Raw genomic sequence first — 13,580 nt, forward strand, 5'->3', positions numbered from 1 at the left:
GGCGCGCGGGCGTCTTTCGTTCCTCGGACGGCCGCCCGGCGCGCCTCCGCCCCAACGTCAAGAGGACAGCCATGAAATTCTTCATCGACACCGCCGACGTCGCCGCCATCAGGGAGCTCGCCGCGACCGGGCTCGTGGACGGCGTGACCACCAATCCCAGCCTCGTCATGAAGTCGGGCCGCGACTTCCGCGAGGTGGTCGAGGAGATCTGCGCCCTGGTCGACGGTCCTGTGAGCGCCGAAGTGACCGCCGTCGAGGCCGACAGGATGATCGCGGAGGGAAAATCCCTCGCCGCGATCGCCAAGAACGTCGTGGTCAAGGTTCCCCTGACCATCGACGGGCTCAAGGCCTGCCGGGCGCTGTCGGGCGATGGGATCGGCGTCAACGTCACCTTGTGCTTTTCGGCCAATCAGGCGCTGCTCGCGGCCAAGGCGGGCGCGACCTTCATATCGCCCTTCATCGGCCGGCTCGACGACATCGGCGCGGACGGCATGGAGCTCATCCGCGAGATCCGCGTCATCTACGACAATTACGATTTCCGTACGGAGGTGCTGGCCGCCTCGATCCGCTCGCCCCAGCATGTGAAGGACTGCGCGCTCGCCGGCGCGGACGTGGCGACGGTTCCGCCTGCGGTGCTCAAGGCGCTCGCGTCCCACCCGCTGACCGACAAGGGGCTCGCCGCCTTCCTCGCCGACTGGGAGAAGACCGGGCAGAAGATCGTGTAAGGCGGCGCGCGCCGGCGCGGTACGCGAAAGAGGCCGATCGTTGAGACTTCTTCTGGTCATTCTCGCCTGTCTCGCCGCCATGCTCGCCGCTGCGGGCGCGCAGGACGACGATCGCGCCCGCGCCATCGAGCAGGCCGCCGCCGAGCTCGCGGCCATTCGCGAAGACGTCGCGCGCGACGCGACGGAGGACGCCGCCGCGCTGGAAGAGCGGCTGCGCGCGCTGCGCGACGCCTCGCGCGCGCGGCTTGAGCCGGTGCAGCGCGAGATCGCCAGGGTCGAGTCGGACCTGAACGCCCTAGGTCCGGCGCCGGGGGAAGGCGAGCCGGCCGAAGCGCCGGCGCTGAGCGAGCAGCGCGAAGCGCTCAATCGCGAGCTGGCGGCCCTGCGCGCGCAGGAGGTGCGCATCAACGCCAATATCGTTCAGGCGACGGAGCTGTTGGGCGAGATATCGGCCCGGCGCATCGGGGCGCTGTACGGCCGCGTGCTGGAGCGCGAGCGTTCGCTCGTCTCTCCCGCGCTGTGGGCCGAAGCGTTCGCCGGCGCGCGCGCGAGCGCCGGCAGGATCGGCGCCTATATCGCCGACTGGAGCGCTCGCAAGGCCGAGGGCGAGAAGCTGGCGCCGGCGCTGCTTATCATCTTCGCCGCGCTGCTGGTTTCGGTGCTGATGTTCGGCCCGGTCAAGCGCTGGGTGTCCGACAGCTTCTCCAGCCGCATCGAACGGTTCGAGCCGACGCCCGCGCGCCGGGTCATCGTCGCGGGCCTCAACATGCTCGCCACGGCCGGGCCGGGCATCGTCGGGGGGCTGATCGTGCTGGAGGCTCTGCGCGCGCAGGGGCTCATCGCGGCGGCAGGCGCCGACATCGCCCGCGAGACCTGGTTCGCGCTGGTCGCGCTGCTGCTGGTCAACGGATTCGTTTCGGGTCTGTTGCGGGCGCGCCGGCCCGAATGGCGCATCGCGCCGGCTCTTGAGGACAGGGGCCGCAAGGCGGCGTCCTACGTGGTCGCCATCGTGGCGGTCTTCGGGGTCAAGTCCGTGCTCGAAGAGATCGCCTTCGCGACAGGCGCGGGCGGCGCGATCGAGCGGGTCCTGGACGGGACGAGCGCCGCGGCGATCGGTGCGCTGCTTTTTCTCCTGAGCCGCGGTTCGCTGTGGCGCGCCGGCGCGGCGGGGCCCGACTCCGAGTCTGATGCAACCGAGGCGCCGCCGGCGGGCGACGTCGCCGAAGAAGACGCCGGCGCGCGCGACGGCTGGCTGCCCGTACGCCGCGCGGCGCGGCTCGTCGCGGTCGTCGCGGCGGCCGCGCCGTTCTTCGGCTATATCGCCTTCGCCGATTTCGTCACCTCGCGCTTTTATTATCTGGCGCTCATGCTCGCCGTGGCGTGGTTCGCCCGCGCGCTGCTGCGCGAGACGGCGGTCTGGGCGTTCGGCCGCATGCAGACGAGAGGCGCCCGCGTGCGGCCGGCCGAAAAGGACAGAAGCGCCTTCGACGTCTTCTGGGCCCGGGCCGCGATCGACATCGTTTTTCTCCTGGCGCTCGTCCCGTTCGTGCTGGTGCTGGCGGGCCTGCCCTGGTCGTCGGTGCGGGACATCGTCTGGCAGGCGTTTTTCGGGTTTCAGATCGGCGGCGTGCGGATTCCTTCGGTGGCGAAAATTCTTTTCGCCGTCGCGCTTTTTCTGGCGGTGCTGGGGCTCACGCGCCTTTTGCAGCGCGGCCTTGCGCGCGGCCCGTTCAGGCATTCCGGCCTCGACGTCGGCGTGCAGGAGTCCCTGACGACGCTTCTGGGCTATGCGGGATTCATCGCCGCGCTGCTTATCGGCGTCACCGCGCTCGGTTTCAATCTGGCGAACCTCGCCATCATCGCCGGCGCGCTGTCGGTGGGCATCGGCTTCGGCCTGCAGTCGGTCGTCAACAATTTTGTCTCGGGCCTTATCCTGTTGTTCGAACGGCCGATCAAGGCGGGCGACTGGATCATCACCTCCTCGGGCGAGGGTACCGTCAAGAAGATCAGCGTGCGCTCCACCGAGATCGAGACCTTCGACCGTTCTTCCATCATCATTCCGAACTCGGAGCTCATCAGCCAGTCCGTCACCAACTGGACCCACAAGAACAAGATCGGGCGCGTCACCGTGCCGGTGGGGGTCTCCTACAGTTCGGACCCGGAGCTCGTGCGCGACATCCTTCTCAAATGCGCGCGGGAGCATCCGAACGTGCTGCGTTATCCTGAGCCTTTCGTGGTGTGGAAGGATTTCGGAGCCTCCTCGCTCGACTTCGAAATCCGGGCCTATATTCGCGACATCGGCATGGGGCTGTCGGTCCGCACCGATCTGCGCTTCGCGATTTTCAGGGCGCTCAAGGAAGCCGGCGTTGAAATTCCCTTCCCGCAGCGCGATCTTCATATCAAGACCATGCCGGGAACGGCGCCGCTCGGCGCCCAGGGGCAGCCGGCCGCGGCAAAGCCCGACAGCCCGGGGGCGGGTCCGCCGGCGCCGAAAGGCGAACCCGATCTTGCGGAGGACGACTGATGACGGGCGGGCGCGAAGGCGTGCAAGGCTTCGTCATCGACCCGCCGGCGGTTCCGTCGGTTCCGGTCGAGGGCGGGGGCCGGTTTCCCGTGCGGCGCATCTTTTGCGTGGGGAAGAATTACGCCGAGCATGTGCGCGAGATGGGCGCCGACCCGCGCGAGTCGCCGCCGGTGTTTTTCGCCAAGCCGGCCGACGCCGTAGTCGAATCCGGCGCGACGATCCCATATCCGCCTGGTACGGATAATCTGCATTATGAAGGAGAGCTCGTGCTGGCGTTGCGGGCGGGCGGGCGCGACATCGCTTCCGTCGAAGAGGCGGATAAGCTCGTCTTCGGTTTCGCGGCCGGCTGCGACCTGACCCGGCGCGATCTTCAGGCGGCGGCCAAGCACGCCGGCGCGCCGTGGGACGCGGCCAAGGCGTTCGACCGTTCGGCGCCCGTCGGCGCCGTCGCCCGCAAGGAAGATCGACCGCTTGGCGAGGACGCGCGTCTCGTTCTTTCCGTTAACGGAGAGGTTCGTCAGGCCGCCGCCCTGAGCGAGATGATCTGGTCGCCCGCCGAGATCCTCATGGCGCTGTCGCGCCTGTTCGAGCTTAAGCCCGGCGATCTCGTCTTCACCGGCACGCCCGCGGGCGTCGGCCCGCTCTATCCCGCCGATGAGGTCGAGGTCCGCGTCGGCGCGCTGCCGGCCCTCGGCTTTTCCATTGCCGGGGGCGATTGAACTCCGGCGCTGTGTGACCCTGCATGATCTTCATATGATGAACCAGCCTGAAAAAACCGCCCGCTACGCCGAGGCCGAAAAAGAAATCGCCGCCGTTCTGGAAGGCGAGACCAATCTCGTCGCGCGCATGGCGACGATCGCGACCATCCTTCATCACGCGTTCGACCATTACTTGTGGACCGGCTTTTATCTGGTCGACCCGGAAAAGCCTGACGATCTCGTCATCGGTCCCTATCAGGGCGCGCTGGGCTGCCTGCGCATTCCGTTCGGCAAGGGCGTGTGCGGAACGGCGGCCGCCCGGCGCGAGACGGTGATCGTCGGGGACGTGCACGAATTTCCCGGCCATATCGCCTGCGACGCGCGCTCGCAATCCGAGATCGTTGTTCCGACGTTCGACCGGCAGGGCCGCCTCATCGCCGTTTTCGACGTCGACAGCGACCGCAAAGCGATGTTTGATGAGGCGGACAAGACCGGCCTCGAACGCATACTGAAAGGAGCGGCGTCATGACGAATGCGGAGCTTTGGCTCTTCAGCGCGGTTCTGGCGCAGATCGCGCTGACCGCGGTTCTGTATCTTGCGTTGGTTCGTGCGCGGTTTTCGGTTCCCAAGGCGGAGCTGCGCCCGGAGATGGCCTACGATCAGGCCGCCTGGCCGACGAAGGCCCGGCAGGTCTCGAACGCGGTCATCAGCCAGTTCGAACTGCCGGTTCTGTTCTACGCCGGGGCGCTCTTCGCCTTCGTCCTCGGCGCGGCGAGCTGGACGCTCGTCGCGCTCGCCTGGGCCTTCGTGGCGACCCGCGTCGTTCACGCCGTCATTCACACGGGCAAGAACGTCATCATGCCCCGCTTTTTCATATTCCTGGCCGGGTTCCTCCTCCTGATCGCGTTCTGGATCGCGCTCGCCGTCAGGGCGTTGGGGGCCTGAGCTTCTCGCGCCGGTCGAGGACGTATCCTGCGCCGCCGAGACCGGCGCGAAGGAAGGCGGCGGGGTCGGGCTGCGGCGTCGTCGCCAGCGACTCGGCGAACGCCGCCGCGAACGGCGCGCCCGTTTCTCGGGCTACGGAGAGAAAAGTCTCCTGGTTCGCCGGCGCGCCGCTTTTCAGCCGCTCGCGATAAGCGGTCCAGACATCGAAAAGATCGCTCGCGCCGTCGCCGGCGCGCCTGGTTTCCGCGTCGATGGCGAGGTGAATCAAAAGACCGCAGGCGTAGTAATTTCCGAACGCTCCTGCTCGCGCCGAAGCATTGAGCGGCTCGCCTTCAAGGGCCGTCAGGCCCGCCGCGCAGGCGTCGAATGCAGACCGGATTCGATCCTTGACATATCCTGGCTCGACCGCGCCGAGCTCGACGAGCGCGAGGGCAGCGAGCGCTTCGGCGCCGCCTTCATGGATCCACGCCTGATCGGTGTTGAAGACGCCGGCCAATCCCTCCTGCTGGAACAGGTGCGCGGCTTCGTGGGCGAAAAACCACGGAAGCAGGTCGTTGAGGGCTTCGGCCGCGCTTTCCGCCCATTTCTCCCCGTAGAGATGAATGAAGATCTGATCCGGCAGCGTTCCGCCCTGATGGCTGAACCCGCTGCCGGGCGGCGGATCGGGGTCGAGCGAGGCGAACAGCATCGGCTTTCGCGCCAGCGCGCCGAGGCGTTCGGCGAACAGGTCCGTCAGGAGCGGCAGCAGGGCGTCGAGGGCCTCGCGGGCTTCTGCGGGAAAGCCGGAGTCGACGACGGCGATGAAATGGTCCGTCTCCATCGGATCGGCGTCGCCGACATAGACGTTCCGGCCGTCGCCCCTGCTTGCGAACGTGGTTTCGCCCTCATGAATCCGCCCCGAGACGATCGCCCGTTCGCCCGCGGGCGGGACGAGCGCGATCGGCTAGGAATCGATTTCAGGGCACGGCGCGGCGCCGGGGCAGGCGTGGAACTGTCCCGTGTGAATGAGCAGTCCGCCGTCGCTGAACGGCGAGAACGGCGCGTAATCTTTCGGCAAATGACGATAGCGGGCCGGAACGTCGAAGGCGGCGCGCCGGAACGCGGCGCCGTCCTTGCGCCGCACGAAGCTCTCCCCGTCGACGTGCGCGATCTCCAATGCCTCGTCGGCAGGCTTCCAATGGCGCGCGCGCCAGTCGTTCGGAATCCGCACGAAGCCCATTCGCGTCGCCGGGCTCGCCAATTCATATTCGACCCGCCAGAATCCGCCTTCGCCGGGCGCCAGCCGAATGCGCGGCGCAGAGGCGTCATCGCCGGCGGCGCCGTCTGACGGCGCGAGCGCGACGCCCGCCGCGAAAACAAGGGCCGCCAGCATTCGCATGTTCGATCCTCCCGCTTGTGAACATGAGCATTCCGGACGGACCTGATTCCCGCCAGGGGCGGGGCGTTCAACGACCATGCGGCGAACGGAGCGAAACCGGCGATCAATCGTCGTCGCGGTCGCCGCTGTTGCTCCGGCGCAGAGCCGTCTTGGCGTTTTCGATATGGCGACGCACGGTGACCGGGTTGTCGAGGTCGGGAAGCTCGATCACGCCGACGCCGGTGCCGCGCAGGACAAGCTTGCCGTAGCCGAAAATCCGTCCCAGGATCGACTGGTGCAGGGTGATTTCCTCGATCTTGTTGAGGCTCACCTCCTGCGTGTCGCGCTTGATCCAGCCGCGCTTGTAGACGAAGCGATAGCTCGTCACCACGAACTCCGTCGTCCACAGCATGATGAGATGGCTGAGCAGGATCAGCGCGCCGCAGGCGAAGCCGATCCAGGCGGCCCACCAGCCGAAAGTCAACCTCGTCGCCGGTATTTCGGCGAAATACTGCAGATAGACGTACATCGCCAGCGGGGCCGAGCCGATCGCGAACCACAGAATGGGAAAGAAGCTGTAAGTCCAGTTGAAATGCGCCCGGTAGACGATCTCCTCGCCCCCCGCCAGCGTGCTTTCGACATACCCCGCCATCGACACCCCGCCCGCTGCTCGTTTCGCCCCGCGACAGCCCTATATACCGGCAGGCGCCGCCGCGGCGAAGCCCCGCCGCGTTGAAACGACGCCCGCGTCGCGATAAGACGCGCGGCTGTTTTCTCCCGTTCGAACCATAGCCCGCTTGAGGAGCCCGCGCACCCGCCATGGCGAAATACCAGTACATCTACTTCATGCACGACCTGACCAAGTCCTATGCAGGCGGGAAAAAGGTCTTGGAAAACATTAACTTGCAGTTCTTTCCAGACGCCAAGATCGGCGTCGTCGGCGTGAACGGAGCGGGCAAGTCGACGCTGCTGCGCATCATGGCCGGCGTGGACAAGGAGTTCTCGGGCGAGGCCTACGCCGCCGACGGCGCGAAAGTCGGCTATCTGCCCCAGGAGCCGCAGCTCAACGATTCCAAGACCGTTTTCGAGAACGTCATGGAAGGGGTCGGCGACATCAAGGCCAAGCTCGACGCGTTCAACGACGTCTCCATGAAGCTCGGGGAGGACTATTCCGACGCGCTGATGGAGAAGATGTCGAAGCTGCAGGAGGAGATCGACGCTCTTGACGCCTGGGACCTCGACTCCAAAGTCGAGATGGCGATGGACGCGCTGCGCTGCCCGCCGGGCGACTGGCCGGTTGACAATCTCTCCGGCGGCGAGAAGCGACGCGTCGCGCTCGCCCGTTTGCTGCTGTCGAAGCCGGACCTTCTGCTGCTCGACGAGCCGACCAACCATCTCGACGCGGAATCGGTCGCCTGGCTGGAGCATCATTTGCGCGATTATCCCGGCGCGGTCGTGCTGGTCACCCACGACCGCTATTTCCTCGACAATGTGACGGGCTGGATTCTCGAGCTCGATCGCGGCCGGGGCATTCCGTATCAGGGCAACTATTCCTCCTGGCTCGAACAGAAGAGGAAGCGCCTCGAACAGGAAGAGCGCGAGGAAGCCAACCGTAAGAAGACCCTCGATCGCGAGGTCGAATGGATTCGCGCAAGCCCGCGGGCGCGTCAGGCCAAGTCGAAGGCGCGCATCAACGCCTATGAGGAGCTGCTCGCCCGCGCCGGCCGCGAAGAAGTCGGCCAGGCGCAGATCCAGATCCCGGCGGGTCCGCGCCTGGGCGGCGTGGTGATCGAGGCGGAGAACCTCAGAAAGGGGTACGGCGACAAGCTGCTGATCGACGGGCTCAGCTTCAAGCTGCCGCCGGGCGGCATCGTCGGCGTGATCGGCCCGAACGGCGCCGGCAAGACGACGCTGTTCCGCATGCTGACCGGCCAGGAGAAGCCGGACGCCGGCGCGCTGCGCATCGGCGAGACCGTCAAAATGGGCTATGTCGACCAGAGCCGCGACAGCCTCGATCCCGACAAGACCGTCTGGGAGGAAATCTCCGGCGGACTCGACGTCGTCCAGCTCGGCAAGCGCGAGGTCCCGAGCCGCGCCTATGTCGGCTGGTTCAACTTCAAGGGCGGCGACCAGCAGAAAAAGGTCGGGAATCTCTCGGGCGGGGAGCGCAACCGCGTGCATCTGGCCAAGATGCTCAAGGAGGGCGCCAATCTTCTCCTTCTCGACGAGCCGACCAACGACCTCGACGTCGACACCCTGCGCGAGCTCGAAGGCGCGCTGGAGGATTTTCCCGGCTGCGCGGTCATCATCAGCCACGACCGCTGGTTCCTCGACCGCATCGCCACGCACATCCTCGCCTTCGAAGGCGACAGCCATGTCGAGTGGTTCGAGGGCAATTTCGCCGACTATATGGAGGACAAGAAGCGCCGGCTTGGCCCCGACGCCGACATTCCGCACCGGATCAAGTACAAGCCGCTGACGCGCTGAAGGGCCAGGGTAAAAACTCGATTATCCCGCGACCAGCGCGATAATGGTGTTTTGACCCTAAGGCTCGCGGAACGGATTGACGATCTCTACGCCGTCCACGACCTGACCATGCGACAGGTCTTCCGTGTAGAGCGTTTTGCATTTCGCATGCCGCGCCGCAGCGAGAACCAGGCAGTCCCATAGGGAAAAGCCGCGCGCGCTCTTGATCGCGAGCGCGGCCTCAAGAAGCGCGAGCGAGTTCTCGACGACCTGAAATCTGCGCCAGACTGCAATCAAGGCGCAGGCTTCATCATGGGTTAGGCGGCTGGCCTTCGTCGCACGGGTCGCCTGAACATAGAATTCCTGAAGGACCTGGACGGAGAGGACACAATCAGCGCGGCGAAGGAGCGTTTCGGCTCGCGCGCGCTTTTTCCTGTCGCCGGGCGTCAGGCTGATCGAGTAGACAAGGACGTTAGTGTCCAGGAAGACGGGCACCCGTCAGCGATCTCCGGCGCGATCGTAGAGCTCCTCGCGAGACGAGAGGTCGTCGGTGCTGATCCCGCGGATTCGCTTGCGTATCTCTTGCTCCAGTCGTTCGAGGCGCTCGAACTCGCTTTCTTCAAAGGCGAGGGACTTCAGAAATTCGCGCACCAGGGCCGAGACGGAAGTGTCGCGTTCGGCTGCTTTCAGCCGCGCCAGCTTGTAGGTCTCATCATCCACAGTTACTGTGATGTTGCGCATGATCGCACAGTATGTGCGGGCCTGTCGCCGGTCAAGCCGCCGCGATTGACGCGCGCCGCGTATCGCGGGAGATCAGCAGAACCGCATCGGAAAGGGCCCATCCGTGAGAGAACCGCTCGCAGCCGCTTTGTTTTTCGCCGCCGCCTGCGCCGCGCCGGCATTCGCCGCGCCTGCCTATCTCGTCGCCGACTCCATGATCGACCCGGCTTCGGGGCGCGTCGTCGCCGCGCCCGCCGTCATCATCGAGGACGGCGCGATCGTCGCCGTGGGCGAGCAGGCGAGCTTAGCCCGCCCGGAAGGCGCCGAACTCATCGATCTTTCCGGCAAGACCATCCTGCCGGGCTTCATCGACATGCACGCGCATCTCGTCGGCGACGCCTCCGTCGGGGGCTATAACGCGCTCGCCTTCTCGAAGCATCACCACACCATTCACGGCGTCGCCAATGCGCGCGCGACGCTGCTGGCGGGCTTCACGACCGTGCGCAATGTGGGGGCGGACGACTATGCGGACGTAGCCCTGCGCGACGCCATAGCGGCGGGAACCGTGCCCGGTCCGCGCATGTTCGTTTCCGGCCCGCCTGTCGGCATCATCGGCGGGCACTGCTCGGACAACAACCTTCTGCCGCCGGAATATGAGGATTACGGCGCGAACGTCGCCACAGGCCCGTGGGAGATGCGCGCGAAAGTCCGCGCCAACATCAAATACGGCGTCGATCTCATCAAGACCTGCTCGACCGGCGGGGTCTTCTCCAAGGGCACGAGCCTGGGCGCCGCGCAGGGGACCGTCGAGGAGCTGACCGCGATCGTCGAAGAGGCCCACGCCCGCGGCCTCAAGGTCGCCGCCCACGCTCACGGCAATGAGGGAATCAAGAACGCGCTGCGCGCCGGCGTCGACACCATCGAACATGCGAGCTTCCTCGACGACGAGGCGATCCGCATGGCCAGGCGTCAGGGCGTCTATCTGTCGATGGACATCTACAACACCGAATACACCCTCGCCGAAGGCGAAAAGAAGGGCGTGCTCCAGGAATCGCTCGACAAGGAGCGCGAGGTCGGAACGATCCAGCGCGAAAGCTTCACGAAGGCGGTGAGGGCCGGCGCCAAAGTCGTCTTCGGCTCCGACAGCGGGGTCTATCCGCATGGCGACAACGCGAAGCAGTTCTCGCGCATGGTCCGCTTCGGCATGACGCCGATCAGGCGATAGAAGCGGCGACGACGCTTGCGGCCGAGGCGCTCGGGCAGGGCGACAAGCTCGGGCGCATCGCGCCGGGCTACGCCGCCGACATCGTCGCCGTCGAAGGCGATCCGCTGGCGGACATCTCGGTTCTTGAGAACGTCGATTTCGTGATGAAAGAGGGCGTCGTATACAAACGAGATGGAACGCCGGTCCCCTAAGCGACGCACGCGCATACGTCGAGCGCACACAGAAAGAAGAGACCGCAGCATCGATCGACACGGCGCTGCAGTTTACCACCTATTTCATAACGACGTCGCAGTTCTGGCTGAATCGTCAGAAAAACTACGACTTCGCGTGAACCGAATCGGCGAGGGAATCAAGCCGCATCCGGAAAAAGGAAGCGCCGCTTGATGTCCAAGCGGCGCATAATGTATGTCGAGCTTAAATCGGGATACGCCGATAACGGTCCCGCGTGGATCGCGCGCGTTAGATTCTCCAAGTCAGGGCGGCGAATATATTTTCACGACAAGCAGCTTCAAGCCGTGAAGGGAGGCGGCCTATACGGCGGAAATTACTATGATATCGACACTGGCGAGTATTACTGGGTGTCCGGGCCCAAGAAAGATCAGTCGGACAGGCATTGGGCCGGCAGTGGTCCGGTTGCTATCGACGAAGATGCTCGTGAAGAATACTATGCTTTGATCGGCAAGCGCGAAGGGCGCAAGACTTAACAGCACGCCCCGCTGGTCGCAGCTTCCGCATCGGTCCGGCCGAAGGGCAGGGACGCGCCGCACCCCGGAAAGATCCCATAATGGGTCGACCAGTCGCCGATGAAGTCGAACCAGGGGGCGAAGCGGGACTCGCGCAGCATCCGGAACGTGTTGCCGCAGACCGGAAAGATGCGGCCCTTCTCGATGACGTGATGGCTGTCAAGGGCGAAGACCTGCTCGGCGTGCGGCAGGCCGCCCTTGTAGACGACCGCCTGGCCGTAATCCTCGCAGGCCGGCTCAAGCTCCTCGATGCGGAACAGGCGATAGGTCGCCGAATAAAATCGCGCGGGCGCGACCCTTTCGGCGAGCGCCGCGTCGCCGATGGCGAGCGGACGGTCTGAAACCAGCCGCGGATCGGGGAACCCCGCCGCTTTCGCCATCTGGAGAAAATCGTTCCAGTAAAGCGCGCCGGCGAGGCATTCCCCGTGGGCGATCGGGTCCTCGCGCAGGCTCGCCGGCAGGCGGCGGTCGGCGTAGACGTCGGAGAAATAGAATTCTCCGCCCGGCTTCAGCAGCGCGTGCGCGGCGGCGAAAACCGCGCGTTTGTCCGTGCAGAGATTGACGACGCAATTGGAGACGATGACGTCGAAACTCGCCTCTTCAAGACCAAGTTCGCTGAGCCGTTCGATGTCTCCCTCCAGGAACGTCACATTCGGCTTGGCATAGCCGTATCGCTCGGCGTGCCAGTCCTCATGCGCGCGCGCGACGGCGAGTTGCGCCGGGGTCATGTCGACGCCGACGACCGATCCGTTCCCGCCGACGAGGCGCGAGAGCACATAGACGTCCTGCCCGGCGCCGCAGCCGAGGTCGAGCACGCGGCGGCCCTCCAGCGCGAGCGGCGCGATCAGCCCGCAGCCGTAATAGCGCGCCTTCACCTCCGGATGGACGTCGCGCAGCGCCTCGCGCAGCCAGGCCGGCGCGGCCTCGAGCGTGCAGCAGGCGTCGGTACGCAGATCGGCGGAGGTCTGCAATCTTTCGCCGTAATATTCCTGGACGTTCTGCCGGATGTTCATGCCGCGCCCTTCCACTCCGAACTCTCCACGCTTCTTCTGTCGCAATCGCTAGCCCCGGCGCAACGGGCTTGCCGGCGCCTTATCGCCAATGTGATCCGGCGTGAGACGGCCGCGCGGCCCGACTTTCGCTTCAATCCGGGCTAGGATGGGCGAAAGGGGGCGCGGGACGTGGGGCGTGGCGATGCGGTTTTCCGTGTTTGACACTCCGCTGGCAGGACCGATCGAGGCGCGTCTCGACAGCGCGGCGAAAGCCTTTCTCGACGGGGGCGGGCTCAGGGTGGATTTTTCCGAGCCCAAAGGCGAGCCGGCGCTGGTCGGTCCCGACTCCGTCTCCTGGCGCGTGTTCAAGAATCCCGTGTCGCTGTTCATCGGCGGGGTCGCGGCGGTCCTTCTCGAATTCGCCGAGCCGCGCGTGCGCTCGGGCGTGTGGGATCATTCGACCTTCCGGCAGGATCCGGTGACGCGGCTCAAGCGCACGGGGCTCGCGGCGATGGTCACCGTCTATGGCGCGCGCAGCGTCGCCGAACAGATGATCGAGGGCGTCAACCGCCGCCATGCGCGCGTCGCCGGGGCGACGCCCTCGGGCGAGCCCTATTCGGCGACCGATCCCGAGCTTTTGCGCTGGGTGCAGGCGACCGCGAGCTACGGCTTTCTCGAAGCCTATTCGGCCTATGTGAGTCCCCTCACGGATGCGGATCGCAACCGTTATTACGCCGAAAGCCAGGCGTCGGCGGCGCTCTACGGGGCGGCCGGCGCGCCCGCCAGTCTCGACGAGCAGAAGGCGCTGTTCGCCCGAATGCTGCCGCGCCTCGAGCCGTCCGGCATCGTGTTCGAATTTTTGCAGATCATGAAGAAAGCGCCGGCGCTGCCGCAGCCGCTGCAATTGTCGCAGCATTCCTTCGTACGCGCGGCTGTGGACATCACGCCGCCGGAGGTGCGGGCGATCCTCGGCCTGGGCCGGCGTTACGGCCTGCGCCCGTTCGAGGCCCGCGTCGTGCGCCGGATGGGACGGCGCGCCGACCGCATCGTCCTCAGATCGGCGCCGGCGGCGCAGGCCTGCCGCCGGCTCGGCCTGCCCGAGGATTATCTCTATCGACCCTGTTAGCGCAGGATTTGCGCGCGCGCCGCAACGGCCTTATGGAGGCGCCTGCCGCATCTCAACGG

The 13,580-nt window shown here is 66.0% G+C and carries 14 protein-coding genes and 1 pseudogene; 9 read left to right on the plus strand and 6 right to left on the minus strand.

Going from position 1 to position 13,580, the window contains the following annotated elements; genetic code table 11:
- Positions 1-71 precede the first annotated feature (71 nt).
- Genes fsa through CHB64_RS12015 form a run of 5 tightly spaced genes read left to right on the plus strand, consistent with a single transcriptional unit; the run spans position 72 to position 4,892 of the window.
- Positions 72-725, plus strand: a complete 654-nt coding sequence (fsa, locus tag CHB64_RS11995; protein ID WP_089412861.1) for a fructose-6-phosphate aldolase — start codon at positions 72-74, stop codon at positions 723-725.
- A 40-nt stretch (positions 726-765) separates the two neighbouring features.
- Positions 766-3,249: a DUF3772 domain-containing protein gene (locus CHB64_RS12000; RefSeq protein WP_089412862.1), complete on the plus strand. Its 2,484-nt coding sequence runs from the start codon at positions 766-768 to the stop codon at positions 3,247-3,249.
- Complete coding sequence (locus tag CHB64_RS12005) at positions 3,249-3,968, plus strand: fumarylacetoacetate hydrolase family protein (protein WP_089412863.1); 720 nt, start codon at positions 3,249-3,251, stop codon at positions 3,966-3,968. Before CHB64_RS12000 ends, CHB64_RS12005 begins: the two co-directional genes overlap by 1 nt.
- Before the next feature lie 37 nt (positions 3,969-4,005).
- Positions 4,006-4,476: a GAF domain-containing protein gene (locus CHB64_RS12010; protein ID WP_089412949.1), complete on the plus strand. Its 471-nt coding sequence runs from the start codon at positions 4,006-4,008 to the stop codon at positions 4,474-4,476.
- Positions 4,473-4,892 (plus strand): MAPEG family protein, encoded by a 420-nt coding sequence (locus tag CHB64_RS12015; protein WP_089412864.1) that lies wholly within the window; start codon positions 4,473-4,475, stop codon positions 4,890-4,892. The genes CHB64_RS12010 and CHB64_RS12015 overlap by 4 nt, the downstream gene beginning before the upstream one ends.
- On the opposite strand, the gene CHB64_RS12020 is transcribed toward CHB64_RS12015, so the two are convergent.
- The 3 genes from CHB64_RS12020 to CHB64_RS12030 form a co-directional block, all read right to left on the minus strand.
- Positions 4,873-5,712 (minus strand): hypothetical protein, encoded by an 840-nt coding sequence (locus CHB64_RS12020; RefSeq protein ID WP_089412865.1) that lies wholly within the window; start codon positions 5,710-5,712, stop codon positions 4,873-4,875. The two genes, CHB64_RS12015 and CHB64_RS12020, sit on opposite strands and share 20 nt — an antisense overlap.
- 123 nt (positions 5,713-5,835) lie before the next feature.
- A complete protein-coding gene (locus CHB64_RS12025) occupies positions 5,836-6,264 on the minus strand; it encodes a hypothetical protein (protein WP_089412866.1) in 429 nt (142 codons plus the stop codon).
- A gap of 109 nt (positions 6,265-6,373) precedes the next feature.
- Positions 6,374-6,901 (minus strand): PH domain-containing protein, encoded by a 528-nt coding sequence (locus CHB64_RS12030; protein ID WP_089412867.1) that lies wholly within the window; start codon positions 6,899-6,901, stop codon positions 6,374-6,376.
- 167 nt (positions 6,902-7,068) lie between these two features.
- Between CHB64_RS12030 and ettA the strand changes: the two genes are divergently transcribed.
- A complete protein-coding gene (gene ettA, locus CHB64_RS12035) occupies positions 7,069-8,736 on the plus strand; it encodes an energy-dependent translational throttle protein EttA (protein WP_089412868.1) in 1,668 nt (555 codons plus the stop codon).
- Between the two features lie 57 nt (positions 8,737-8,793).
- Here the strand turns inward: ettA and CHB64_RS12040 are convergent, their stop codons facing one another.
- Positions 8,794-9,210 (minus strand): PIN domain-containing protein, encoded by a 417-nt coding sequence (locus tag CHB64_RS12040; protein ID WP_089412869.1) that lies wholly within the window; start codon positions 9,208-9,210, stop codon positions 8,794-8,796.
- A gap of 3 nt (positions 9,211-9,213) precedes the next feature.
- Positions 9,214-9,456 carry a DUF6364 family protein gene (locus CHB64_RS12045; RefSeq protein ID WP_089412870.1) on the minus strand — a complete coding sequence of 81 codons (243 nt, stop codon included), beginning with the start codon at positions 9,454-9,456 and terminating at the stop codon, positions 9,214-9,216.
- A 193-nt stretch (positions 9,457-9,649) separates the two neighbouring features.
- On the opposite strand from CHB64_RS12045, the pseudogene CHB64_RS12050 reads away from it, so the two are divergent.
- Both CHB64_RS12050 and CHB64_RS12055 read left to right on the plus strand, forming a co-directional pair.
- A pseudogene (locus CHB64_RS12050) lies at positions 9,650-10,851 on the plus strand (Xaa-Pro dipeptidase).
- A 210-nt stretch (positions 10,852-11,061) separates the two neighbouring features.
- The gene (locus tag CHB64_RS12055; protein WP_200815361.1) at positions 11,062-11,364 is read left to right on the plus strand and encodes a hypothetical protein; all 303 of its coding nucleotides are present in this window, start codon (positions 11,062-11,064) and stop codon (positions 11,362-11,364) included.
- On the opposite strand, the gene CHB64_RS12060 is transcribed toward CHB64_RS12055, so the two are convergent.
- Entirely contained in the window at positions 11,361-12,416 is a 1,056-nt protein-coding gene (locus CHB64_RS12060) for a methyltransferase domain-containing protein (protein ID WP_089412950.1), read from the minus strand. The genes CHB64_RS12055 and CHB64_RS12060 overlap by 4 nt on opposite strands.
- A gap of 193 nt (positions 12,417-12,609) precedes the next feature.
- Here CHB64_RS12060 and CHB64_RS12065 point away from each other — a divergent pair, with 193 nt between their 5' ends.
- Positions 12,610-13,521 (plus strand): oxygenase MpaB family protein, encoded by a 912-nt coding sequence (locus CHB64_RS12065; protein WP_200815362.1) that lies wholly within the window; start codon positions 12,610-12,612, stop codon positions 13,519-13,521.
- Positions 13,522-13,580 lie beyond the last annotated feature (59 nt).

It is taken from the genome of Amphiplicatus metriothermophilus (assembly GCF_900199215.1).
Lineage (GTDB): Bacteria > Pseudomonadota > Alphaproteobacteria > Caulobacterales > Parvularculaceae > Amphiplicatus > Amphiplicatus metriothermophilus.

Bases quoted from the DNA above. Each gene is read 5' to 3' on its own strand.
- fsa (WP_089412861.1), top strand. From the start codon at position 72: ATGAAATTCTTCATCGACACCGCCGACGTCGCCGCCATCAGGGAGCTC.
- CHB64_RS12005 (WP_089412863.1), top strand. From the start codon at position 3,249: ATGACGGGCGGGCGCGAAGGCGTGCAAGGCTTCGTCATCGACCCGCCG.
- CHB64_RS12010 (WP_089412949.1), top strand. From the start codon at position 4,006: ATGAACCAGCCTGAAAAAACCGCCCGCTACGCCGAGGCCGAAAAAGAA.
- CHB64_RS12015 (WP_089412864.1), top strand. From the start codon at position 4,473: ATGACGAATGCGGAGCTTTGGCTCTTCAGCGCGGTTCTGGCGCAGATC.
- CHB64_RS12020 (WP_089412865.1), bottom strand. From the start codon at position 5,712: ATGGAGACGGACCATTTCATCGCCGTCGTCGACTCCGGCTTTCCCGCA.
- CHB64_RS12025 (WP_089412866.1), bottom strand. From the start codon at position 6,264: ATGCTGGCGGCCCTTGTTTTCGCGGCGGGCGTCGCGCTCGCGCCGTCA.
- CHB64_RS12030 (WP_089412867.1), bottom strand. From the start codon at position 6,901: ATGGCGGGGTATGTCGAAAGCACGCTGGCGGGGGGCGAGGAGATCGTC.
- ettA (WP_089412868.1), top strand. From the start codon at position 7,069: ATGGCGAAATACCAGTACATCTACTTCATGCACGACCTGACCAAGTCC.
- CHB64_RS12045 (WP_089412870.1), bottom strand. From the start codon at position 9,456: ATGCGCAACATCACAGTAACTGTGGATGATGAGACCTACAAGCTGGCG.
- CHB64_RS12055 (WP_200815361.1), top strand. From the start codon at position 11,062: ATGTATGTCGAGCTTAAATCGGGATACGCCGATAACGGTCCCGCGTGG.
- CHB64_RS12060 (WP_089412950.1), bottom strand. From the start codon at position 12,416: ATGAACATCCGGCAGAACGTCCAGGAATATTACGGCGAAAGATTGCAG.